This is a genomic window from Methylobacterium sp. NEAU K (assembly GCF_030700285.1).
Taxonomy (GTDB): domain Bacteria; phylum Pseudomonadota; class Alphaproteobacteria; order Rhizobiales; family Beijerinckiaceae; genus Methylobacterium.
Genome location: NZ_JAUYZJ010000007.1, coordinates 122,855 through 146,413, shown reverse-complemented (window position 1 = coordinate 146,413; position 23,559 = coordinate 122,855). Strand labels below are relative to the sequence as shown.

Annotated in this window: 20 protein-coding genes; 16 read left to right on the top strand and 4 right to left on the bottom strand. The window is 70.8% G+C overall.

The window, feature by feature from the left end; all coding sequences use genetic code 11:
• Positions 1–13: 13 nt before the first annotated feature.
• Both Q8W67_RS08040 and Q8W67_RS08035 read left to right on the top strand, forming a co-directional pair.
• A complete protein-coding gene (locus Q8W67_RS08040; RefSeq protein WP_305543382.1) occupies positions 14–2,404 on the top strand; it encodes a response regulator in 2,391 nt (796 codons plus the stop codon).
• Entirely contained in the window at positions 2,401–2,682 is a 282-nt protein-coding gene (locus Q8W67_RS08035; protein ID WP_305543379.1) for a hypothetical protein, read from the top strand. Before Q8W67_RS08040 ends, Q8W67_RS08035 begins: the two co-directional genes overlap by 4 nt.
• 381 nt (positions 2,683–3,063) lie before the next feature.
• On the opposite strand, the gene Q8W67_RS08030 is transcribed toward Q8W67_RS08035, so the two are convergent.
• On the bottom strand, positions 3,064–4,089 hold the full coding sequence (locus tag Q8W67_RS08030; RefSeq protein WP_305543376.1) for a P1 family peptidase: 1,026 nt from the start codon (positions 4,087–4,089) through the stop codon (positions 3,064–3,066).
• A gap of 111 nt (positions 4,090–4,200) precedes the next feature.
• Between Q8W67_RS08030 and Q8W67_RS08025 the strand changes: the two genes are divergently transcribed.
• Positions 4,201–5,070, top strand: coding sequence for an NAD(P)-dependent oxidoreductase (locus tag Q8W67_RS08025; RefSeq protein ID WP_305543374.1), 870 nt, complete (start codon positions 4,201–4,203; stop codon positions 5,068–5,070).
• Positions 5,071–5,083: 13 nt separating this feature from the next.
• On the opposite strand, the gene Q8W67_RS08020 is transcribed toward Q8W67_RS08025, so the two are convergent.
• Positions 5,084–5,950, bottom strand: a complete 867-nt coding sequence (locus Q8W67_RS08020) for a S49 family peptidase (RefSeq protein WP_305543371.1) — start codon at positions 5,948–5,950, stop codon at positions 5,084–5,086.
• 329 nt (positions 5,951–6,279) lie between these two features.
• On the opposite strand from Q8W67_RS08020, the gene Q8W67_RS08015 reads away from it, so the two are divergent.
• The 6 genes from Q8W67_RS08015 to Q8W67_RS07990 all read left to right on the top strand — a co-directional run bounded on the left by Q8W67_RS08015 (position 6,280) and on the right by Q8W67_RS07990 (position 11,628).
• Complete coding sequence (locus tag Q8W67_RS08015) at positions 6,280–6,567, top strand: hypothetical protein (protein WP_305543368.1); 288 nt, start codon at positions 6,280–6,282, stop codon at positions 6,565–6,567.
• A gap of 176 nt (positions 6,568–6,743) precedes the next feature.
• Entirely contained in the window at positions 6,744–9,458 is a 2,715-nt protein-coding gene (gene gyrA / locus Q8W67_RS08010) for a DNA gyrase subunit A (RefSeq protein WP_305543365.1), read from the top strand.
• Positions 9,459–9,519: 61 nt separating this feature from the next.
• Positions 9,520–10,023 (top strand): pantetheine-phosphate adenylyltransferase, encoded by a 504-nt coding sequence (coaD, locus tag Q8W67_RS08005; RefSeq protein WP_305543363.1) that lies wholly within the window; start codon positions 9,520–9,522, stop codon positions 10,021–10,023.
• Between the two features lie 16 nt (positions 10,024–10,039).
• Positions 10,040–10,588 carry a peptidylprolyl isomerase gene (locus tag Q8W67_RS08000; RefSeq protein WP_305543360.1) on the top strand — a complete coding sequence of 183 codons (549 nt, stop codon included), beginning with the start codon at positions 10,040–10,042 and terminating at the stop codon, positions 10,586–10,588.
• A gap of 9 nt (positions 10,589–10,597) precedes the next feature.
• Entirely contained in the window at positions 10,598–11,101 is a 504-nt protein-coding gene (locus tag Q8W67_RS07995; RefSeq protein WP_305543567.1) for a hypothetical protein, read from the top strand.
• Positions 11,102–11,169: 68 nt separating this feature from the next.
• Positions 11,170–11,628, top strand: coding sequence for a peptidylprolyl isomerase (locus tag Q8W67_RS07990; protein ID WP_305543357.1), 459 nt, complete (start codon positions 11,170–11,172; stop codon positions 11,626–11,628).
• A gap of 48 nt (positions 11,629–11,676) precedes the next feature.
• On the opposite strand, the gene mobA is transcribed toward Q8W67_RS07990, so the two are convergent.
• Both mobA and apbC read right to left on the bottom strand, forming a co-directional pair.
• A complete protein-coding gene (gene mobA, locus Q8W67_RS07985) occupies positions 11,677–12,315 on the bottom strand; it encodes a molybdenum cofactor guanylyltransferase MobA (RefSeq protein WP_305543346.1) in 639 nt (212 codons plus the stop codon).
• Positions 12,316–12,319: 4 nt separating this feature from the next.
• Positions 12,320–13,468, bottom strand: a complete 1,149-nt coding sequence (apbC, locus tag Q8W67_RS07980; protein WP_305543342.1) for an iron-sulfur cluster carrier protein ApbC — start codon at positions 13,466–13,468, stop codon at positions 12,320–12,322.
• Positions 13,469–13,710: 242 nt separating this feature from the next.
• On the opposite strand from apbC, the gene Q8W67_RS07975 reads away from it, so the two are divergent.
• The 7 genes from Q8W67_RS07975 to Q8W67_RS07945 all read left to right on the top strand — a co-directional run bounded on the left by Q8W67_RS07975 (position 13,711) and on the right by Q8W67_RS07945 (position 23,421).
• Positions 13,711–14,214 (top strand): pyridoxamine 5'-phosphate oxidase family protein, encoded by a 504-nt coding sequence (locus tag Q8W67_RS07975; protein ID WP_305543339.1) that lies wholly within the window; start codon positions 13,711–13,713, stop codon positions 14,212–14,214.
• Between the two features lie 130 nt (positions 14,215–14,344).
• Entirely contained in the window at positions 14,345–15,637 is a 1,293-nt protein-coding gene (locus Q8W67_RS07970) for a nicotinate phosphoribosyltransferase (protein ID WP_305543336.1), read from the top strand.
• Positions 15,638–16,017: 380 nt separating this feature from the next.
• On the top strand, positions 16,018–17,472 hold the full coding sequence (locus Q8W67_RS07965) for an MmgE/PrpD family protein (protein ID WP_305543333.1): 1,455 nt from the start codon (positions 16,018–16,020) through the stop codon (positions 17,470–17,472).
• Between the two features lie 138 nt (positions 17,473–17,610).
• Positions 17,611–19,650: an AI-2E family transporter gene (locus Q8W67_RS07960; protein ID WP_305543330.1), complete on the top strand. Its 2,040-nt coding sequence runs from the start codon at positions 17,611–17,613 to the stop codon at positions 19,648–19,650.
• A gap of 83 nt (positions 19,651–19,733) precedes the next feature.
• Positions 19,734–20,522 (top strand): histidinol-phosphatase, encoded by a 789-nt coding sequence (hisN, locus tag Q8W67_RS07955; RefSeq protein ID WP_305543327.1) that lies wholly within the window; start codon positions 19,734–19,736, stop codon positions 20,520–20,522.
• A gap of 232 nt (positions 20,523–20,754) precedes the next feature.
• The gene (locus Q8W67_RS07950; RefSeq protein ID WP_305543324.1) at positions 20,755–21,903 is read left to right on the top strand and encodes a hypothetical protein; all 1,149 of its coding nucleotides are present in this window, start codon (positions 20,755–20,757) and stop codon (positions 21,901–21,903) included.
• 72 nt (positions 21,904–21,975) lie between these two features.
• On the top strand, positions 21,976–23,421 hold the full coding sequence (locus Q8W67_RS07945; protein ID WP_305543321.1) for a YcjX family protein: 1,446 nt from the start codon (positions 21,976–21,978) through the stop codon (positions 23,419–23,421).
• Positions 23,422–23,559: the final 138 nt, after the last annotated feature.

Genomic DNA, 23,559 nt, shown 5'->3' with positions numbered 1-23,559 from the left:
CACCGGCTGGCCGATGAGCGAAACCGAGGGCGGCAAGGACGTCGTCACCGACGCCGACTACAGGAACCTCGCCGAGACGCTGCCGCAGCTCGCCTGGATCGCCGAGGCCGACGGGACCATCGTCTGGTACAACCGGCGCTGGTACGATTACACCGGCACCACCTTGGAGGAGATGCACGGCTGGGGTTGGCGCAAGGTCCACCACCCTGATCACGTGGAGGCGGCGACCGAGCGCTTCCGGGCGGCGATCGCATTGGGGCAATCCTGGGAGGACACGTTCCCGCTGCGTGGCCGGGACGGCATCTATCGCTGGTTCCTATCGAAGGCGATGCCGCACCGGGATGCCTCGGGGCGGATCCTGCGCTGGTACGGCACCAACACCGACGTCTCGCGCCGCCGCGGCATCGAGGAGCGCCTGCGCCATTCCGAGCAGCGCTTCCGGGCGCTGGTCGACGCCTCCGCGGCGGTGATCTGGAACACCAATGCGGCCGGCGAGCTGATGCCGCCGCAGATCCGCTGGAGCACCTATACCGGCCAGAGCGAGGAAGCCTACCAGGGCTGGGGCTGGGTCGACGCGGTCCATCCCGACGACCGGGCCCATGCGGCCGATGCCTGGGCGGCCTGCGTCGAGGAGCGCAAACCCTACGAGGTCGAGTACCGCCTGCGCCGGTACGACGGGGCGTGGCGGGCCATGGAGGTGCGCGGCGTGCCCGTGCTCGCCGAGGACGGGACGCTGCGTGAATGGGTCGGCACCTGCGTCGACGTCACCGAGCGCAAGGAGGCCGAGGAAGCGGTGGAGCGCGCCCGGCAGGCGGCGGAGGCGGCCAACCGGGCCAAGAGCCAGTTCATCGCCAACATGAGCCACGAGCTGCGCACGCCGCTCTCGGCGGTGATCGGCTATTCGGAGATGCTCGGCGAGGAGCTCGAGGATATCGGCCAAGCCGCCCTGCTGCCGGACCTGCGCAAGATCGAGGCGGCGGCCCGGCACCTGCTGTCGCTGATCAACGACGTGCTCGACATCTCGAAGATCGAGGCCGGGCGCATGACCGCCTCGGCCGAGACCTTCTCGGTCTCGGACCTGCTCCGAGATGTCGGCGACGCGACCGGTTCCCTGGTGGAGAAAAAGGGCAACCGCTTCGTCATCGACGCCGGGGAGGCAGAAGGCGCCGAACTGGGGTCCATGCACCAGGACCAGACCAAGATCCGCCAGTGCCTCGTCAACCTGATCGGCAATGCCGCGAAGTTCACCGAGACCGGCACGATCACCCTGACGGTCCGCCGCCACCGGGAGGCGGAGGCGGACTGGCTGTCCTTCGCCGTGAGCGATACCGGCATCGGCCTCACCGAGGAGCAGATCGGGCGCCTGTTCGAGCGGTTCGTGCAGGCGGACGATTCGACCACGCGCCAGTTCGGCGGCACCGGCCTCGGGCTTGCCATCACGCGCGCCTTCTGCCGGACCATGGGCGGCGACATCACCGTCGCCAGCACCCAGGGGGAGGGCGCGACCTTCACGATCCGCCTGCCCGCGATGCTCAAGCCCGAGGACGAGCAGCCGGAGGCCCCCGAGGCCGCGGCGTCGGTCGAGCCGCACGAGCAGCACGAGACCGTGCTGCTCGTGGATGACGATCCGGCCGCCCGCGAGCTGCTCCAGCGCTTCCTCGAGCGCGAGGGTTTTCATGTCCGCACCGCCAATGACGGACGCGCCGGGCTCACCCTGGCCCGGGCCCTCAGGCCGCGGGCGATCCTGCTCGACGTCGAGATGCCGCGCATGGACGGCTGGGCGGTGCTGCACGCCGTGCGCAACGATCCCGATCTGGCCGGGACGCCGGTGATCATGACCTCGGTGGTGGCCGAGCAGGGTCTCGGCCAGGCGCTCGGCGCCACCGACTACTTCGTCAAGCCGATCGACTGGGACCGGCTCAAGGGCCTGATGGAGCGCTACCGCCCGGAGGACCCCGGGGAGGCTCGCGTTCTGGTGGTCGACGACGATCCGGACGCGCGCGAGCGCCTGCGCCGCTCGCTCGGCCGCGAGGGCTGGACCGTCGACGAGGCGGAGAACGGCCGCATCGCCCTGGAGCGCATCAGTCTGGCGCGGCCGAGCCTGATTCTGCTCGACCTGATGATGCCGGAGATGGATGGGTTCGGCTTCCTGCGGGCGCTGCGCGCCCGGCCGGACGGCGATGTGCCGGTGGTGGTACTTACCGCGAAGGAGATCACCACCGCCGAGAAGGCGAGCCTCGGCGCGCAGGCGGACCGGGTGATCGCCAAGGGATCCATGAGCCTGGCCGAGATCGGGCGGCAGCTGCGCGTGCTCTACGCCCGCTCGGCCGCCGAGCCGGTCCCGGGACGGCTGCAGGGCTTGATCGAACGGCTTGCCGAGAACGACGTGGGAGACAGACCATGAGCGACGATGGGATCGATCCGGACAAGGCCGTGGCGATTCGCCTGCGCGCCCGCTTGGCGGTGGTCGAACGGGCAGCGTGGTTCGGGCTCGTCCACGCCATGCGCACCCGCCCGGCCGAGACCGAGGCCTACATCGCCTCCGAGCGGGCGCGCTGCACCGAGGGTTTTGGCGGCGGCCTCTGGGCCAAGGACCTCACGGAAGCCGAGCGCAAGATGCTCGCCGATGAGGTCGATGCCGGGCTGGCGCAGCTGATCGAGGATGCCCGCGGAGAGGTGTGATACGGTTTCAGGCTCACTAGCTCGGCCTGTCGTCCCGCGCGTCGTCATCGCGAGCGCAGGGACGCGCTCCGGGGGCACGCCCCGTACGGCGACTGCGTGTTGCCCTGGATGCCCGCTCATCCACCCCGTCATCCCGGGGCCGCCAAGCGGAGCCAGGGATCTAGATACGCCGACATATCGACGCCTTGCACCGTCGGCGGCTCTGGATTTCGGGCTCGCCTGCGGCGCCCCGGAAAGGCGCGGCGGTCTACACAGGCGCCATCCGCATCACGGATGGCGGAATGGCTCTGAGAAATCACTGGCCTTCTTGGGACGATCCTTTCGCCTACGGCCAGCCTGACGGTGCCCTCCAGGGCGGTTCCTCGAAAGCCGGCGCCGATCTCAGCCCCCTCCAAAGCGATCGCGCCAGGACGGCGGCAGGCCCATCACGGAGAGCGGCTGCGACGGCGGCAAACCCGGCAGGCTGGCGGCGGAGAAAACCCCGATCGCCACGCTCCGCGCCAGCACCCGTGCGGCGGTGTCGCCGAGGCGCGCGAGGTCCGTCACCGAGTCGGCCAGGGGCACGGCGCCGGTCGCCACCGCGAAGACGAGGTCACCGTCGAGGGGCGTGTGTGCCGGCACGAGGGCGCGGGCCAGACCGTCCTGCGCCGCGACCGCGAGGCGCCGGCACTGCGCCTTGGTGAGCGCGGCATCGGTCGCCACCACCGCCAGGGTCGTGGCCGCGCCCGGCAAAGCCCGGGCCGGGAACGCGAGGGCGTCGGCGGACACCCGGCCCGGTGAACCCAGCCCGCCGAACTCGGCGCCCTCCTCGAAGGGCGCGGCCCAGAAATGCGGGCCGCCGCCGATTGTGGCGCAGCCGAAGGCGTTGACGGCCGCGAGCGCCCCGACCCGGAAGCCGGTGCCCGGCACGGCGGCCGCGGCCGAGCCGATCCCGCCCTTCAGGGTTCCGGTGCGCGCACCCGTGCCCGCACCCACGGAACCCAGGTCGAACTCTTCGGCCGCGGCGGCGGCGGCCTCGAAACCCAGCTCGCGATAGGGCGGGTAGCGGCCCCACGCCTTGTCGCCGCCGTTGAGGAGATCGAACAGGATCGCCCCGGGCACGATCGGCACCCGCATGGTACCCACGAGAAAGCCGCGCCCGGCCTCGGCGAGCCAGGCCGTCACCCCCGCTGCCGCGTCGAGCCCGAAGGCCGAGCCGCCCGAAAGCACGAGCGCGTCGATCCGCTCCACCGTGCGCTCAGGATCGAGCAGGTCGGTCTCGCGGGTGCCCGGGCCGCCGCCGCGCACGTCGACGGAGGCGACCACGGGTGCATCGAACAGGATCGCGGTGACGCCGCTGGCGATCTTCAAATCGCGCGCGTGGCCGACCCGAAGGCCGGGAATGTCGGTGATGCGGTTTCGCAGCATGGGTCGAGCTTGCCACGCTTGGCGCTCGGCGCAAATCAGGGCGGTCACCGTTGACGCTTGGCCGGGCGCGGCCAGTTTGGACCGGCGACACAGCGCGTCGAGGAGCACGGCATGGACGTCGGATTCATCGGGATGGGGCGAATGGGCCGGGGCATGGCCGCCAGCCTCGCGCGGGCGGGGCACCGGGTCAGGGCCTGGAACCGCTCGCCGGAGGGTGCTCGGGGCATCGATGGCGTGACCCCGGTGGCGAGCGCCGCGGAGGCGTTTGCCGGTGAGGCGGTGATCACCATGCTGGCCGACGACGCGGCCCTGGAGGCGGTGATCGTCTCGGGCGGCCTGCTCGACCGGGCCGAGCACCCCGGCCTGCATATCGGCATGAGCACGATCTCGGTGGCGCTCGCCAAGCAACTCGCCGCATTGCACGGCCAGGCGGGCGTTCCTTACGTCTCCGCCCCGGTCTTCGGGCGGCCGGACGTCGCCGAGGCGGGCAAGCTCAACATCGTGGCGGCCGGCGAGCCCGCCCTGCTCGACCGCGCGGCGCCGCTGTTCGATTCGATGGGAGCCAAGACGTGGCGCTTCGGGCGAGAGCCGGAGCGCGCCAACGCGGTCAAGCTCGCCGGCAACTTCATGCTGATCTCGGCGATCGAAGCCATGGGCGAGGCCTGCGCCCTCACGGAGGGCCACGGGGTCGCGGGCGCCGACTTTCTCGACCTGATGACCAACACGCTGTTCGCCTCGCCGGTCTACAAGGGCTACGGCGCCTCGATCGCCCAGAACCGCTACGAGCCGCCGGGCTTCGGCCTCAAGCTCGGCGCCAAGGACGTGCGGCTTGCGCTCCAGGCGGCGGAGGGCGCGGGTGTGCCGATGCCGTTCGCGAGCGTCCTGCGCGACGGCCTGATCGAGGCGATCAGCCACGGTGACGGCGAGAAGGATCTCGCCGCCCTGGCCCGGGTCTCGGCGCGCCGCGCCGGTCGGGAGTGAGACGGGGCGCGCGTCAGAGTCCGTAGCGGGCGAAGGCCGCGCGCTCCTCGATGGCCGCCATCGCGCCCTCGGCCAGCCCGATCCCGGCCGCGATGCCGCCCGGGGCGCCGCGGCGCAGCAGGCGGGACAGAAGCCCGCCCCGCGCCTCGGCGATGAGCCGCAGGTCGACCTGCTCGCCGAAGCGCGCGCGCATCGTCGTGCGGACGTCGCCGAGCGCGTCGACCAAGCCGAGCGCGAGCGCCTGCCGCCCCGTCCAGACCGCACCGGTGAACAGGTCCTCCGCCTGGGACAGGGTCGGGCGGCGGGTGGTGACGAGGTCCGTGAACAGGTCCTGGACGTCGGCCTGCAGGCGCTTCAGGCGCTCCACGTCGGCTGGATCCTCGGGCCGGAACGGGTCGAGCATCGATTTCGCCTCGCCCTGGGTGTGCACACGGCGCTCGACGCCGAGCTTCTCCAGCAATCCGTGAAAGCCGAAGCCGGCCGAGACCACCCCGATCGATCCGACGATCGAGGTCGGGTCGGCGACGATCTCGTCGGCCGCGCAGGCGATCATGTAGCCACCGGATGCCGCCACATCCTCCACGAAGGCGACCACGGGCAGGTGCTTCTCCTCGGCCAGCGCCCGGATGCGGCGGTGGATCAGGTGCGATTGCGCCGGTGAGCCGCCCGGCGAGTTGATGACTATCGCCACCGCCTTGATCCCGGGCATCGCGAACGCCCGCTCCAGGCTGCCCGCGACCCCGCCGATCGAGAGGCCCGGGCGGATCGGCGAGACCGCCCCGATGGTGCCGGAAAGCCGGACGACGGCGACGCGCGGGCGGCGGTCGCGGAAGCGGCGCGGCAGGATGGCCCGGAGGGTATCGGGAAGCGCGAACGGCATGGTGACTCGTGCGGGGATTCTTCGGAAGGACAGGGAAGGCGAGTGGTGCTCCCCCGAAACTGGGCTTTCCGGAGGCGCACGCAAGAGATCTGGGACAGCAGGTCCCGGCGGACGCAGCCGCCTGCGGCGTCATACGGTTTCGACGGAATGGCCGGCAGCGGCATTCACCATCTTTGCGAATGCAGGACGATCGGCCGCGCGATTCGACCGGAACAGTACCAGGACGGATCGAACCGATTGCCGACCTTGGCGGTTCCTGCCGACGGCGCGACGGTCGCGCCGGCCCGGATCGGCGGGATCCGTCCGGGCGCGTGCATGGGAGAGAAACGATGCGACCCTGGCCTATCCTGGTCCTGCTTGCCGCGCTGATCGGGGGATTTGCGAGCGCCCCCGCGCAGGCGGCGCCCCTGCCGGTCCCGGCCGCCGCAGAAGCGGCAGCGCCCGCCCCGACGGTGCAGCTGGCCCGCTGGCACTACCGTCGCCACTGGCACCGGCACCACCATTGGCGGCGCCATTGGCATCACCGTCGCCATTTCTGGCATCGCCGTCACCATTGGCACCGTCACCATGTCTGGAATCGCCGGCCTCTCGGCCACCGGCACGTCACGTTCTACTGATCGAGACCAACCCGCGTCCCGGCCGCATCGGCTCGGGGCGCGGCCTTGCGTGCGGGCGCGGAAAACCTTATTTAACCACCTGATATCACTGCTGTTCCGCGAGGCTGCTTCGGCGCATCGCGCGCCACCCGGGCAGCCGCCAGCACCGCCCTCCGGGCCTGATCACGGATAACCCCTTGGCCGAGACCGATCCGACTGGCGCCGCCCCGCCCGCCAGCGACATTCGCCCCGTCTCCATCACCGACGAGATGCGCCGCTCCTACCTCGATTACGCGATGAGCGTGATCGTGAGCCGGGCGCTTCCCGACGCGCGCGACGGCCTGAAGCCGGTCCACCGCCGAATCCTGTACTCGGCCTTCGAATCCGGCCACCTGCCGGAACGCAAATACGTCAAGTCGGCGCGCATCGTCGGCGACGTGATCGGTCTCTACCACCCGCACGGCGACCAATCGATCTATGACGCCTTGGTGCGGATGGCGCAGGACTTCTCCATGCGCCTGATGCTCATCGACGGGCAGGGCAATTTCGGCTCGGTCGACGGCGATCCGCCGGCGGCTATGCGCTACACCGAATCGCGCTTGGCCAAGCCCGCGACCGCGCTGCTCTCCGACATCGACAAGAACACCGTCGACTTCCAGCCGAACTACGATGAATCGCGGGAGGAGCCCAAAGTCCTCCCGGCCCGGTTCCCGAACCTGCTGGTCAACGGCGCCGGCGGCATCGCGGTCGGCATGGCGACCAACATCCCGCCGCACAATCTGGGCGAGCTGATCGACGCCTGCGTGGCGCTGATCGACGAACCCGGGCTGACCATCGAGCAGCTCACCGAGATCGTCCCAGGCCCGGACTTCCCCACCGGCGGCATGATCCTCGGCCGCGCCGGCACCCGGCAGGCCTACGCGACGGGGCGCGGCTCGGTGATCATGCGCGCCAAGTCGCATGTCGAGGAGTTGCGCAAGGAGCGCGAGGCGCTGATCTTCACCGAGATCCCGTATCAGGTGAACAAGGCGACGCTGGTCGAGAAGATCGCCGAGCTGGTGAAGGAGAAGCGGGTCGAGGGCATCTCGGACCTGCGCGACGAATCCGACCGCAGCGGCATGCGCATCGTGGTCGAGATCAAGCGCGACGCCATGGCCGAGGTGGTGCTCAACCAGCTCTACCGGTTCACGCCGCTGCAATCCTCCTTCGGCTGCAACATGGTCGCCCTCAACGGCGGCCGGCCGGAGCTGATGAACCTGAAGGACCTGCTCCAGGCCTTCGTGGACTTCCGCGAGGAGGTCGTCTCCCGGCGCACCAAGTTCCTGCTGGGCAAGGCCCGGGAGCGCGCGCACGTGTTGTGCGGGCTGGCCATCGCGGTCGCCAACATCGACGAGGTGATCCGGCTGATCCGCACCTCGCCGGACCCGAACTCGGCCCGCGAGGCCCTGATGGGCCGCGACTGGCCGGCCCACGACATCGCGCCGCTGATCGCGCTCGTCGACGACCCGCGCCACCGGGTCGCCGAGGACGGCACCTATCGCCTGTCCGAGACCCAGGCCCGCGCCATCCTCGACCTGCGCCTGCAGCGCCTCACGGCTCTGGGCCGCGACGAGGTCGGCGACGAGCTGAAGACGCTGGCCGACGAGATCGCCGACTACCTCGACATCCTGCGCTCGCGCGCCCGGATCCAGACGATCGTCAAGGACGAGCTGATCGAGGTCCGGCAGCAATTCGCCACCCCGCGCCGGACCGAGATCGTCGATTACGATTCGAGCGTCGACGACGAGGACCTGATCGCCCGCGAGGACATGGTGGTGACCGTGTCGCACGCCGGCTACGTCAAGCGCGTGCCGCTCTCGACCTACCGGGCCCAGCGCCGGGGTGGGAAAGGACGCTCCGGCATGTCGACCCGCGACGAGGATTTCGTGACGCGGCTGTTCGTGGCCAACACCCATACGCCGGTTCTGTTCTTCTCCAGCCAGGGCCAGGCCTACAAGGAGAAGGTCTGGCGCCTGCCGATGGCCGCCCCGAACGCCCGCGGAAAGGCGCTGGTGAACATCCTGCAGCTGCAGGACACCTCCGAGCGCATCACCACGATCATGCCGCTGCCCGAGGACGAGGCGTCCTGGGAGACGCTGGACGTGATGTTCGCCACCGCGAGCGGCAATGTCCGGCGCAACAAGCTGTCGGACTTCGTCCAGGTGAACCGCAACGGCAAGATCGCCATGAAGCTCGATCCGGGCGACCACATCGTCCATGTCGAGATCTGCCGGCCGGACCAGAACGTGCTGCTGACCACCGCGATGGGCCAGTGCATCCGATTCCCCGTGGAGGACGTCCGGGTGTTCAAGGGCCGGGACTCAACCGGCGTGCGCGGCATCCTGCTGGGCAAGGACGACCGCGTCATCTCGATGACGATCCTCAACGCGTTCGACGCCACCGCGGAGGAGCGGGCCGGCTACCTGAAGATGCGCCGCGCCGTGACCGGCGAGGCCGAGGAGGGCGCCGAGGCGGAGGCCGAGGACGGGGCCGAGGCCGCGTCGATCTCGACCGAGCGCTACACCGAGATGGGTGCGGCCGAGCAATACGTGCTCACCCTGTCGGAGCGGGGCTTCGGCAAGCGCTCCTCGTCGTTCGAGTACCGGACTTCGGGCCGCGGCGGAAAGGGCATCACGGCCATGCGGGTGAACGCCCGCAACGGCAGCCTCGTCGCCTCCTTCCCCGTTGAGGCGTCGGACCAGATCATGCTGGTCACAGACGGCGGCCAGCTGATCCGCGTGCCGGTGGACGACATCCGGATCGTCGGCCGCGCCTCTCAGGGTGTCACCGTGTTCAACACCGCCAAGGACGAGAAGGTCGTCTCGGTGGAGCACATCGAGGGTGAGGAGGAGGGCGGCGCCGAGGAGGTGTGACGCCCGGTCCATCAGGCCGCGAGGTTCCGTCCGGCGTGAAAATGCTCTAGGGCGGGCCTCGATGACCCGCACCGCCCTCTACGCCGGCTCGTTCGATCCGGTCACGAACGGCCATCTCGACGTGGTCCGCCAAGCCTGCCGGCTGGTGGACCACCTCGTGATCGCCATCGGCGTACATCCCGGCAAGGCGCCGCTGTTCTCCGCCGAGGAGCGCGCCGCTCTGCTCACCGAGACCTGCGGGCCGGTGGCCCGGTCCGAGGGGGCGACCTTGGCGATCGCCACCTTCGACGACCTCGCGGTCTCGGCGGCCCGGCGCTGCGGCGCCTCGATCTTCATCCGCGGTCTGCGCGACGGTACGGATCTCGACTACGAGATGCAGCTCGCCGGAATGAACGGCGCCATGGCGCCCGAGGTGCAGACCGTGTTTCTGCCCGCCTCGACGCAGGCGCGGCCGATCACCGCGACGCTGGTGCGCCAGATCGCGGGCATGGGCGGGGATGTTTCGCCCTTCGTGCCCGCGGCGGTGGCCGCCCGCCTCCGGCAGCGCTTCGCCGCCACAGCCTGATACTGGAAGGACACCGATGAACCGACGCCACGCCCTCCTCGCGCTCGCCCTCACGTTCGGATCCGTCACCGCGGCCCGGGCCGCCGACGCCAACACCGTCTATCTGGAGACGAAGGACGGGCGCATCACCATCGAGCTGCGGCCGGATCTCGCCCCGAAGCATGTCAAGCAGATCAAGACGCTGGTGAGCCAGGGCTTCTACGACGGCCTGAAGTTCCACCGGGTGATCGACGGCTTCATGGCTCAGACCGGGGATCCGAAGGGCAACGGCACGGGCGGTTCCAGCATGCCGAACATCCCGGCGGAGTTCTCGCGATCGGCCGAGTTCCGCCGCGGCACGGTGGGGATGGCGCGCTCGTCGGATCCGAACTCGGCCAATTCGCAGTTCTTCATCTGCCTCGGCGACGCACCGTTCCTGAACGGCCAGTACACCATCGTGGGCGTCGTCACCGACGGGCTGGACGCCCTCGACAAGATCAAGAAGGCCGCCCCCGGCGCCCCCGGCGGCGCGGTACAGGATCCCGACAAGATCGTCCGCATGACGCTGGCCGAGAAGGCAAAGTAACGCTTGCCGATGTGGGGCCGGCAGGCCGCCTTTGTGGTGCTCGCCCTCGCCCCGGCGGCGGCGGGCGCCTATGACGGCGGCCACTTCTACGGCGGCTACGACTATGGGTACGGGGGCGGTCCCGGCTACCCGCTGAGCTTGCCGCAGACCCTGCGGGGGACCGTCGCGGTGCCGGTGACGCAGGCCCCGACGACGCCCGCCGACACCCTCGCCGAACTCTATCCGGTGCTGGCGGCCTGCTGGCATCCGCCCACCGGTCTCGGCCGGCCGCGCGCCGGCTCCGACGACGTCGAGATCACTGTGCGGCTGTCGCTCCGGCGCGACGGCAGCCTGATCGGGACGCCGCGGATCACCTACACGGCCGGGTTCGCACAGGGGCAGCGCCGGAGCCTGGTGAACGCGACCCTCGACGCGCTGGCCGACTGCACCCCGGCCCGCATCACCCCGGGCCTCGGCCGGGCGATCGCCGGCCGACCCGTGGCCCTGCGCCTGGTCTACCGCCCGCCGGCCTGATTCCCACACGGGCGCTCGCCGGACGCGGCGCGGGCCGCTACAGTTCCATCAACAGGAAGGACGAACACATGGCCGACAACGAGACCATCGTACTGGAGACCACCAAGGGACGCGTGGTGATCGCGCTGCGCCCCGACCTCGCCCCGGGCCATGTCGAGCGCATCAAGACGCTGGCATCCCAGGGCTTCTACGACGGCGTGCCGTTCCACCGAGTGATCGACGGCTTCATGGCACAGACCGGAGACCCGACCGGCACCGGTTCGGGTGGCTCGGAGCTGCCCGACCTGAAGGCCGAGTTCAACGCCGAGCCGCACGTGCGCGGCACCTGCTCGATGGCGCGGACCAACTTCCCGCACTCGGCGAACTCGCAGTTCTTCATCTGCTTCGACGACGCGCGCTTCCTCGACAAGCAATACACGGTCTGGGGCAAGGTCGTGGAGGGCATGGACGTGGTCGACACGATCAACAAGGGCGAGCCGCCGCGCTCCCCGGACAAGATCGTGAAGGCGACGGTCGGCGCGGCCTGAGGCCTTTCGCAGGGGGCCGGCCGCTCGCCAAGCGCGGGCGGCCGGCCCTCAAGCGCCGGTCCAAGCGGCCCTGGTCGCGGCTTCCGCCACCGCCAGATCCTCGGGCGTGTTGACGTTCAGGAACGGGTCGATGGGGTCGGTCGGCCACGCCACCGCGCGGGTCCCGTGGCGCGCCATGAAGGCGCCGACGCGCCGCTCGCCCCGCTCCACCAGGGTGCTGCGAAGGTCCGTCCTCAACACGACCGGCCAGAGCGCCACCGTATAGTGCTCGCGCCCACCCGAGGCAGCCACGGCGACCGTGGCGCCGTCGAGCGTCCGGACGAGCCGAACGGCGAGATCGCCCGGCAGGAACGGGGCGTCCCCCGACACGCTCAACACGTGGGTGACGTCCGGACGGTGCCCGGCGGCGAAATCGAGCCCCGCGAGGATCCCCGCGAGCGGCCCCGGAAGGCCCGGCACGGGATCCGGCAGGACAGGCCCCGGGAAATCCGCGAACCGCGCGGGGTCGCCGTTGGCGCTGAGGACCAAGCCCGCGCCGCATTGCGGCGCGAGCCTCTCTGCGATCCGATCGAGCAGCGTACGTCCGCCGAGCCTGAGCAGGGGCTTGTCGCCCCCGCCCATCCGCCGCGCCAAGCCGCCGGCCAGGATCAGGCCCAGAACCCGTGGGGGCGTGGCCGGCGACGGCATGGCCTCACTCGATGACGATCTTCGGCGCGGTGCGTCCGGCCGGCGCGCCGGACAGGTTCGCCCAGAGCTTGGCGGCGATCTCGCGATAGATCCGGGCGTGCGGCCCATCGGGATCGGTCGCCACCACGGGCCGACCGGAATCCGAGGTCTCCCGGATGGTCATGTCGAGCGGCACCTCGCCGAGGAACGGCACGCCGAGGCGCTGCGCCTCGATCCGGGCGCCGCCATGCCCGAAGATGTGCGAGGCGTGGCCGCAATTCGGGCAGACGAAGGTCGCCATGTTCTCGATCACCCCGAGGATCGGGACCGCGACCTTCTTGAACATGGTCACGCCCCGGCGGGCATCGATCAGCGCGAGGTCCTGGGGTGTCGAGACGATGACGGCGCCCGACAGCGGCGTCGCCTGCGCCATGGTCAGTTGCGCGTCGCCGGTGCCGGGCGGCATGTCGACCACGAGCACGTCGAGTTCGCCCCAGATCACGTCGCGCAGCATCTGGGTGATGGCCGACTGCACCATCGGCCCGCGCCAGATCATCGCCGTCTCGGGCTCGATCAGGAAGCCGATCGACATGACCTTCAGGCCGTAGCCGACCATCGGCTCCATGGCCTTGTTGTCGACCACATTCGGCTTGCCCGACAGGCCGAACAGCTTCGGCACGGACGGCCCGTAGATGTCGGCATCGAGCAGGCCGACCTTCAGGCCCTGCGCCTGGAGGGCAAGGGCGAGGTTGCAGGCGGTGGTAGACTTGCCGACGCCGCCCTTGCCGGAGGCGACCGCCACGATGTGGCGCACGCCCGCGATCTGCGGGCCCTGGTTCGGGGGCGCACCGGGCCGTGGCGGGGCCACCGGCGGCGGCGTCACGGGGCGGGGCGCGGCATCGCTCTGGGCCGGCATGCCGGGGCCGCGCTCCGAGGTGAGGCTCGCGAACACACCCGAGACGCCCGCCATCTGTAGGACCCGGCCCTCCGCCTGACGCCGGACCGGCTCGAACCGCTCGGCTTCGCTGGGATCGACCAGGATCGAGAACATCACCCGGTTGTTGGGATCGACCACGACCTGGGAGAGCCGGCCCGAGCCGGGCAGGGTGGTGCCGGCGGCGTCGACGGTGACGCTTGCCAACGCCTTCAGCACGTCGTCGCGAGTGATGGCCACGGTTCTCGACTCCTGATGGGGCGACCCGGGACAGGCATATCCGGCCGTATTCGCCGACGGTCGCAGCCCCGAGATTTGAGCCCCTTGTAGCCCCGCGCACGGCAAACGCCAGTCTGACCGGCGGGCGTGACCGTCCGGGGCTGAACCAACGCAGCCCTCGTCCGTTGTGTCGAGACTCTTTCGGGTCGGGCACGCCAGGCAGGCGCGCCGCCCGCGAATGAAAAGCCAGGAGATCTTCGACGATGCATCAGGGCAACCACCGCGACCACGAGGGCGCGAAGAAGCTGTTCGAGCTGATCAAGGACGTGAAGATCGCCATGATGACCACCGTCGATTCCGACGGCACGCTCAACAGCCGCCCGATGTGGAACAACGATGCCGACGAGAACGGCGACCTGTGGTTCTTCACCAAGCTGCACTCGCCCAAGACCGCCGAGATCAGCAAGGACAATCAGGTCAACTTGGCCTATTCCGACACGTCGAGCCAGACCTACGTCTCGGTGGCAGGCAAGGCCGAGATCGTGCGTGACCAGTCCAAGATCGACGCCAAGTGGAACGAGAGCCTCAAGACCTGGTTCCCCAATGGCAAGAACGATCCAGAGGTCGCGCTGATCCGCGTTCATCCGGAGAAGGGCGAGTACTGGGACAGCCCCAACAGCACGATGCTGCACCTCTACGGCTACGTGAAGGCCTCTCTCACCGGCGAGAGCCCCAAGACCGACACCAAGAAGGTCGATCTCGCCTGATCCTCGTCGGAACCTGTCCGCGAAGGGAGCGAGGGCGGCGCGCCGGATCGGCGGGCCGCCCTTTGTCTTGACGCAGGACCGATCGGCATGCGCTCTGCGCCGGCGGAACGCGCGGTAGAGTTGCAAGAAGATGCTCGATCTGGCGAAGCGGGTCTACGATCACAGCTTCCGCATCGACCCGATCACACGGTCGCTGCTCGACACGGATTTCTACAAGCTGCTGATGGCGCAGACGATCCTGCGCCGGCATCCGGAGATCCGCGCCACCTTCGGGATCACCAACCGCACCCGCCGTATCCGCATCGCCGACGAGGTCGATGCGGGACTCCTACGCGAGCAGCTCGACCATGCCCGCAGCCTCCGGCTGAGCAAGGGCGAGGTGACGTGGCTGCGCGGCAACGTGTTCCGCGGGCAGGGACGGATCCTGGGCCCCGAATTCGTCGCCTGGTTCGAAGGCTTCCAGCTCCCCGAATACGAACTCGATGTCCATGACGGGCAGTACGAGCTGACCTTCCACGGTCCCTGGGTCGAGACCACGATGTGGGAGGTCCCGGCGCTGGCGATCCTCAACGAGCTGCGGGCCCGCGCCGTGCTGCGCGGCCTCGGCAAGCTGGACCTGCAGGTGCTGTACGCCCGGGCGATGACCCGGGTCTGGGAAAAGATCCAGCGGCTGCAGAAGCTGCCGGACCTGTCGGTGGCGGATTTCGGCACGCGCCGGCGCCACGGCTTCCTCTGGCAGGACTGGTGCGTCCAGGCGATGGCGGAGGGGCTGGGGAGCGCGTTTCTGGGCACCTCGAACTGCCTGATCGCCGCCCGGCAGGAGGTCGAACCCGTGGGCACGAACGCCCACGAGCTGCCGATGGTCTACGCGGCGCTCGCCGAGAACGACGCCGCGCTCGCCGCCGCCCCCTACGCGGTGCTGGCCGACTGGCAGGAGGATTACGGCGGCAACCTCCGGGTGATCCTGCCCGACACCTACGGCACGACCGGCTTCCTGGCGAACGCCCCCGACTGGGTGAGCGACTGGACCGGGATCCGCATTGACTCGAAGGACCCGATCGAGGGCGGCGAGGAGGCGATCCGCTTCTGGCAGGATCGCGGACACGATCCGCGGGAGAAGCTCGCGATCTTCTCCGACGGGCTGGACATCGAGGCGATCGAGCGCATCCACGCACGGTTCCACGGGCGCATGCGCATCGGCTACGGCTGGGGCACCCTGCTCACCAACGATTTCCGCGGCCTTCTGCCCGATGGCAAGCTGGATCCGGTCTCGATCGTCTGCAAGGTGACGGAGGCGAACGGGCGCCCCACCGTCAAACTCTCCGACAACCCCACCAAGGCTCAGGGACCGGCGGACGAGATCGCCCGCTATCGGCGGGTGTTCGGTGTGGATGAGCAGGAGATGGTGCCCGTGCTGGTTTGATATCGGCACACCGGCTCCATCTTGCGGACGGATGCCCCAGGGACCGGGACAGACGCGGTTTCGGATCCGGCCGCGGGTTCCTTATCCGGTCCGGACGGACGAAGGGGATGACCTCACCGCTGGAATCCTGTCCCTCACCCCAACCCACTCCCGAACGGACTGCGATGTTCGCACCTCGGTGAACGAGGCACGCTCTCCTTTCCGCTAGGGAGACGGGCGCGCCGGGCCGAAGGGAGCCAGGCCCGAAGGCCCAAGTCCTGGTGCGTGCGGGTTTCAGCCCGCATGGTGTGAAACCCGGCGGCTGACGCACAGCGACCACAGCGGGTATGGTGTCGACCAGAATACTCCGCTTTGCGCGGAGGCCCAGACGAGAGGACGCCATGACCCTGAACCGCCGTGCGCTCATCGGCGCCGCGGGCCTAGCCCTGGCGGCTCCCGCCCTGGACGGTGCGCATTCCGCCGACGCGCCCAAGCCCGCCGCGAAAGCGCCGCCACCGCCGGCGACGCGGATCCTGGCGGAGTGGATCCTGGCCTCGTCCTACGACACCCTGCCCGAGAACGTCCGCCGCGAGGGCGTGCGCAGCCTGCTCAACTGGGTGGGGGTGGCCATCGGCGGATCGCACCACGAGACCGTGGACGTCGCGGTCTCGGCGCTGCAGCCCTTCTCGGGTCCGCCGCAAGCCGGGCTGTTCGGCCGGGCCGAGCGGTTCGACATCATGAACGCCGCCTTCCTGAACGGCGTATCGAGCCACATCTTCGATTTCGACGACACTCATCTGAAGACGATCATCCACCCGGCCGGCCCCGTCGCCTCGGCGATCCTGGCCTATGCCGAGATGAAGCCGGTCTCCGGAAAGGACTTCCTCGATGCCCTGGTGGTCGGGATCGAGACCGAGTGCCGGATCGGCAATGCGGTCTATCCGAACCACTACGATGCCGGCTGGCACATCACCGGCACCTGCGGGCCGTTTGGCGCCGCCGCTGCGGCCGGCAAGCTGATGGGGCTCACCGAGCAGCAGATGGTCTACGCGTTCGGTCTCGCGGCCTCGCAGCCGGTCGGCCTGCGCGAATCCTTCGGCTCGATGAACAAGAGCTTCAACCCGGGCCGGGCGGCGGCGAACGGCCTGTTCGCCGCGATCCTGGCGGGCAAGGGCTACACTTCGTCGGACGGCATGATCGAAGCCAAGCGCGGCTGGGCCAACACCATCTCGACCAAGCAGGACTGGTCCGAGATCACCGACGGCCTCGGCAGCCGCTACGAGGCCCTGCTCAACACCTACAAGCCCTTCGCCTGCGGCATCGTCATGCATCCGACGATCGACGCGGGCGTGCAGATCCGCGACCAGGACCAGGTCAGGCCGGAGGACATCGCCCGGGTCGACCTCAAGGTTCACCCTCTGGTGCTGGAACTGACCGGCAAGACCGCGCCGAAGACCGGCCTGGAGGGCAAGTTCAGCATCTATCACGCCGCCGCGGTGGCCTTCGTCGAGGGGGCGGGCGGCGAGAAGCAGTTCAGCGACCGGGCGGTGAACGATCCGCGCGTGGTGGCCCTTCGCCAGAAAGTGGTGCCGGTGGTCACCCCCGGCATCGACGCCGCGCAAGTCGACATGACCGTGACCCTGAATGACGGGCGGACCTTCCACCGCTTCATCGCGCACGCGATCGGCAGCGTCGAGACGCCGATGTCCGACAGGCAGCTGGAGGCGAAATTCTCCGATCTCGCCGCGGGCGTGCTTCCGGACGCGCAGGCCCGCCGCGTGCTGCAGATGTGCTGGTCACTGCCCGAGCTGAAGGACGCGGGCGAAGTAGCACGGGCCGGCGTGCAGGGGGCCTGACGCGTCCCCGCGCTTCCCGGACGCTTCGGCGGCCGGGTCTGCGGGATCGTTTTCCGGCCCCGTGCCGTTCCCCGTCCGCGAGGCCCTCCGCGACCCCCGGCGGCGCCCGCGCGTGGCGTTCGGGGCGCGGATCACGGAATGGGCACGAACACCCCGGTCGGGGGACAACCGGCGGCGGCACAGTCTGCTAGGCCGCCGGTTTCGCCGCGTGCGACGCGCGTGGTTGCGGCCGAGACCCCGCGCGCCGCGATGGCGTCGCCGATCGTGGTCGGCGCCACCATCATCGCGGTTCTCTACTTCGGCCGCGAGATCTTCATCCCGATCGCGATCGCGCTGCTCCTGACCTTCGTGCTGACGCCGCTGGTGAACCGCCTGCGCCGGCTGCGCCTGCCGCGGCTGGTCGCGGTGGGCGTGAGCGTCCTGATGACCCTCGGGATCGTCGCCGCCATGGCGACCCTGATCGGCATCCAGGCGGCCGATCTCGCGGGCGATATCCCGCGCTATCGCGCCACCGTCGAGCGCAAGATCGAGGGCCTGCGCGAATCTCCGGTGGGCCACGTCACCGACTACGTGGCCAATATCGGCCGGGCGCTCCATGCCGGCGGCAAGGAGCCGGAACAGGGCGAGGCGCGGACGACGCCGCCCTCGCCGCAACCGCCCGGGCCGGCGCCGGGGCTCGAGCCGGACAAGCCCGCGCAGAGACCCATCGTGGTCGAGGTGGCGTCGACCCCGCCGGGGCCGCTGGAGACGCTCGGCACCGTTCTGTGGCCGGTCCTTCAGCCTCTGGCCACGGTGGGCATCGTCTTCGTGGTGCTGCTGTTCGTGCTGATGCAGCGCGAGGACCTGCGCGACCGCATGATCCGGCTCGCGGGCTCGAGCGACCTGCACCGCACCACCGTGGCGATCGACGACGCGGCACGCCGGCTGAGCCGCTACTTCGTGGTTCAGCTCGCCCTCAACACCGCCTTCGGCATCGTGATCGGCATCGGCCTCTACGTCATTGGCGTGCCCAACCCGGTGCTCTGGGCGATCTTCTCGGCGCTGATGCGGTTCGTGCCCTATCTCGGCGCGTTCCTCTCGGCGATCCTGCCGATGGCGCTCGCCGCAGCGGTCGATCCCGGCTGGAACATGATGATCGCGGTGGCGATCCTGTTCATCGTTCTGGAGCCGCTCACCGGCCAGGTGTTCGAGCCGATCGTCTACGGCCAGTCCACCGGGCTCTCGCCCTTCGCGGTGCTGGTCTCGGCGCTGTTCTGGACCTGGCTGTGGGGACCCGTCGGCCTGCTGCTGTCGACGCCGCTCACCGTCTGCCTCGTGGTGCTGGGACGCCACATGGAGCACCTGGAATTCCTCGACGTGCTGTTCGGCGACCGGCCCGCCCTCACGCCGGTGCAGAACTTCTACCAGCGCATCCTGGCGGGCGACGCCGAGGAGGTGATGGGCCACGCCGAGCTGATCCTGCAGCATTGCTCGCTCTCGTCCTACTACGACGAGGTCGTCCTCAAGGCCCTCGAACTCGCCGCCCGCGACGCCGACCGGGGTGTGCTCACAGCCCGCCAGAAGGGCGCGATGCGCACCGTCCTGGGCGAGCTGATCGCCGACCTCTCCGACCGGAGCGACGCCGTTACGGAGGCCGTGGGGGAGGGCGGCGAGGGCGCCTGCAGCCCCCCGCCGATGGGCCCGCCCCCGGACGCCCTGCCGGAGGGCTGGACGCGCCAGGGCGCGGTGCTGTGCGTGTCCGGGCGCGGCTTCCTCGACGAGGCCGCCGCGGCGATCCTGGCGCAGATCCTGGAGAAGCGCGGCATCGGCGTCCGCACGGTCCCGTTCTCCGAGGCGGCCTCGGCGCGGATCGGTCGGTTCGAGCCGGGCCCGGCGCGGATGGCCTGCCTCGTCTCCCTGGCACTCGGCGGCGAGCCGACACACCTGCGTCGGCTCATCCGGCGGCTGAAGGGGCGGATGCCCGGCGTGCCCGTCGTCCTCGGCCTTTGGCTGACACAGGACGACAGGCCCGATCGGGCCGCCCGCACGGCGGGGGGCGCCATGGAGGCCGACGGGCAGGTCGGCTCGCTGCGCGAGGCCGTCGAGGCGGTGCTGGCCGCCGCGCAGGCGGAGGTCGCACCGGGCCGTGTCCCGGTTGCCCAGGGGGCAGCCCGCGAGCCGGAGCGGGCGGAGGCATGAGCCGAGGGGGGCTTGACGGGTGGGGGGCGGCCCCGGTTTCGTCGCGCACCGGAGGGGATCCGGGCGATCAGGGAAGTGAGCCGATGAGCGTCGTCGAACTCGGACGGTTCATGGATGACCTCGCGGACGCGTCCGGCAAGGCGATCCTGCCGTTCTTTCGCGCCCAGTTCGGCCTCGACGACAAGGCTGGCGGAGGCGCGCCGTTCGACCCGGTCACCGAGGCCGACCGGGCGGCCGAGATCGTGCTCCGCGCGATGATCGGCCAGACATTCCCGAGCCACGGGCTCCTGGGCGAGGAGTTTGGCTCCGAGCGGGTCGACGCCGAGTGCGTCTGGGTGCTCGACCCGATCGACGGCACGCGCGCCTTCATCGCGGGCCTGCCGACCTGGGGCACGCTGATCGGGCTGACCCGTAACGGCGTGCCGGTGCGCGGCCTGATGCATCAACCCTATCTCGGCGAGCGCTTCACCGGCGACGGGCGCAGCGCCCGCCTGCGGGGGCCCGCGGGGACCCGCACCCTGCGCGGCCGCCGCTGCGCGGATCTGGCCCAGGCGATCCTAGCCTCGACCGACCCGCGGCTGTTCGCGGCCGGCGAGGAGGCAGAGCGCTTCCGGGCCCTGGAGGGTCAGGTGCGCATGTCCCGCTACGGCGCCGATTGCTACGCCTACTGCATGCTGGCGGCGGGGCAGATCGACCTCGTGGTCGAGGCGGGCCTGAAGCCCTACGACATCGTCGCGCTGATCCCGATCATCGAGGGCGCGGGCGGCCGGGTCACGGCATGGGACGGCGGTCCGGCCGCTGGGGGCGGGCGCATCGTGGCGGCGGGCGATCCCCGCCTGCACGAGGCGGCGCTCAGGGTGCTGAACCCGTGAGGGCCGGGCGTAAAACCCTCTCCGTTCAGCGGCGAAGGGGGGCCGCCGCGTCGGCAGGGGCCGGGACGGGACGGAGTCCCGAAAGGGGGGCGGCGCGACGATTCAGTCGCCTTCAAGCGTCGCCGCCATTCCGGACGCGGCGCCACCCTGTCCCCCACAGCATCGCAGGGTACTCTCCGGCGCGGAGGGAAGAGGGAACGCGCGCATCAGGCGGTGGCAAGGGCTCGCCTGCGTGCTGCTGACCGCGCTCATGCTGCTGGCAAGCCTGGTGCCGCGCGCCGAGGACGGCGCGGTCGCTCTCCTGCGTCCTGCGCCTGCGGCGACCGAGGCGGTCGCGCCGGCCGAAGCGGCGTCCCCGCGCTTCGACCCCGCCACCCGCTCGGTCTCCAACTGGCACGAACAGGCCGGCGAGAACCTGCTGCCGCGGACCCTGGCACTGACGGCCCGGCTGGCCGACGACGCGCCCTATGTCGCCCGCTGCGTCCGGCTCAACAACGGCTGGTGCATCAAATCGGCCCGCTGGCCCGGAGAGATCGGCGCCGATGCCGAGGGCCATACCGCCTTCGCCACGATGGCCGACGGAGCGGACGCTGCGGCGAGCCTGCTGCGCCGCTATGTCCGGGATTATGGCCGGCGCACCGCCCTCGCCATCGTGCGCCGCTGGGCCCCGGCCGAGTGCCGGATCGCGGCTGCGCCGGTCCGCGCGGGACGGTCGGTCGCGACGGCCGCCGTCTCGGCCACCCTGGCACCGCGGGGTATCGGCCGGACGTTGCGCGCCCGATTCCTGGCCTCCCACCGACCCGGCGGCGCGCCGCGGGGCCGGGTCGGCGCCCTGCGGGTGCAGCCGTGGTCACCGCTCGCCCGGATGGCGGCCCGGCCCGGCGCCCGCCTGGGCCAGATCCGCGTGCCGCGCGTGGCGTCGCTCGAGCCGGTTCCCGATATCGCCACCGGGATCGCGCCATCCGGGGAGACGGCGCGGCACGTCCCGAAACGGGCAGCCCGTGGCCTCGCCGACCCGATGGCGCTCCTCGACCGCAAGGTGCCGAGCCCCGATCGTCTTGTCGCCGAATCCGCGCTGCTGCCGTCCATCGCGGTCGGGCTGCCCCTGCTCGACCTGCGCCTGCCGGCCCCGCTCTGCGCCGGCGACGAGGGACGGATCCAGGCCTATGCCGCCCGGATCAGCGCCAGCGTCGGGCTGAAGCCCGGCGACGACCTCGACCTGTTCGGGCCGGACGGGGCGCCACGCCCGAATCTCGCGCCGGTGATGCTGGCGATGTCGGCGGTGGAACTCGGCACGCTCCGGGCCGGCCCGGAGCTCGTGGCCGGGGCGATCACCCGCCTCAAGCCGGTCACCCCCACCGCCGGGGAGGCCCCGCATTAACGGCAAGCCTTGCGGTTCCGCCCCGCCCGCGCCACCTGTGCGCGGCCTCTTTTCCTCACGACGAGCCCGCCCGTGCCCCTGACCGACCTTGCCGCACGCGCCGGCTCGGCCGTCAAAGCCTTCGCCGAAGCCTCGCACGACCTGCTGATCCAGCCGACCCTCCGGCTCGGCGTCACCGGGCTCGCGCGTTCGGGCAAGACCGTATTCACCACGGCGCTGATCCACCACCTCGTGGAGACGCACGCCCTGCCGGCCTTCGCGCCCGCGCAGGAGGGCCGCCTGCGCCGCGCCCGCCTCGTGCCGCAGCCGGACGACGACGTGCCACGGTTTCCCTTCGAGGAGCATTTCGCGACCCTCACCGAGGCGCGCCGCTGGCCGCGCTCCACCGACCGGATCAGCCAGTTCCGCCTGGAGATCGCCTACGAGCGCGCCGCCGGGTGGCGAACCGGCCCCGCGACCCTGATGCTCGACGTGGTCGACTATCCCGGCGAGTGGCTGCTCGACCTCGCGCTGATCGAGACCGGCTACACCGCCTGGTCGCGGGCCACGATCAACGGCACCCGCCGGCCCGGACGCGCCGCCGTGGCGGCGCCGTGGCTCGAGGCGCTCAAGGGCTTCGACCCCAACGGCCCCCTGGACGAGGTTGCCGCCGAACGCGCCAGCGACGCGTTCAAGGCGTATCTGGCGGGCCTGCGCGCCGGCCCGGAATCGGTCGCCACGACGCCCCCGGGCCGCTTCCTCATGCCGGGCGACCTCGCGGGCTCGCCCGCGCTCACTTTCGCACCCCTCGACGGGCTGACCGGACCCATCGCGCCCGACAGCCTCGCCGGGCTGATGGAGCGGCGCTTCGAGGCCTACAAGGCCAAGGTCGTGACGCCGTTCTTCCGGGACCATTTCCAGCGGGTCGACCGGCAGATCGTGCTGGTGGACGTACTCGCCGCCGTCGATGCCGGCGCCACGGCCCTGGCGGAGCTGGAGGAGGCGCTGGACGCGGTGCTGCTCAGCCTCAACATCGGGCGCAACACGGTCCTGTCGCGGCTGTTCGCGCCCCGGGCCGACCGGGTCCTGTTCGCCGCCACCAAGGCCGACCATCTCCACCAGACCAGCCATGACCGGCTGGACGCGTTGCTGCGCCTCTTGGTGTCCCGCGCCATGCGGCGGACCGAGGCCGCGGGCGCCCGGGTAGGAACCGTCGCGCTGGCCTCCGTGCGCGCCACCCGCGAGACCACGGTCCACGACGGCGACGAGATCCTGCGCGCGGTGGCCGGCACGCCGGAACCGGGAGAAACGGTGGGCGACGAGATCTTCGATGGCAACAGCGAGGCCGCGGTGTTCCCGGGCGAATTGCCGGCCCGAGCTGAGGCGGTCCTGGAGGGCGCAGTCGCGCCGGGCTCGCTGCGCTTCCCCCGCTTCCGCCCGCCGCTGATCCGGCCGGACGGCCTCGGGCGCCCCGGGCACCTGCCGCAGATCCGTCTCGACCGGGCGATGCAGTTTTTGATCGGCGACAGGCTGGCGTGATGGGTGTCGTGGGTTCCGAAGACGCTCCCGTGATCGGGCGCCCTGACGGGCACCGGTTCTCCCTCCCTCTTCTGCGGGCTCGTTCAGTCCCCTATCGCGGACCTCAACGCGCTCTCCCCCTGCCGGGAAGGAACGGGA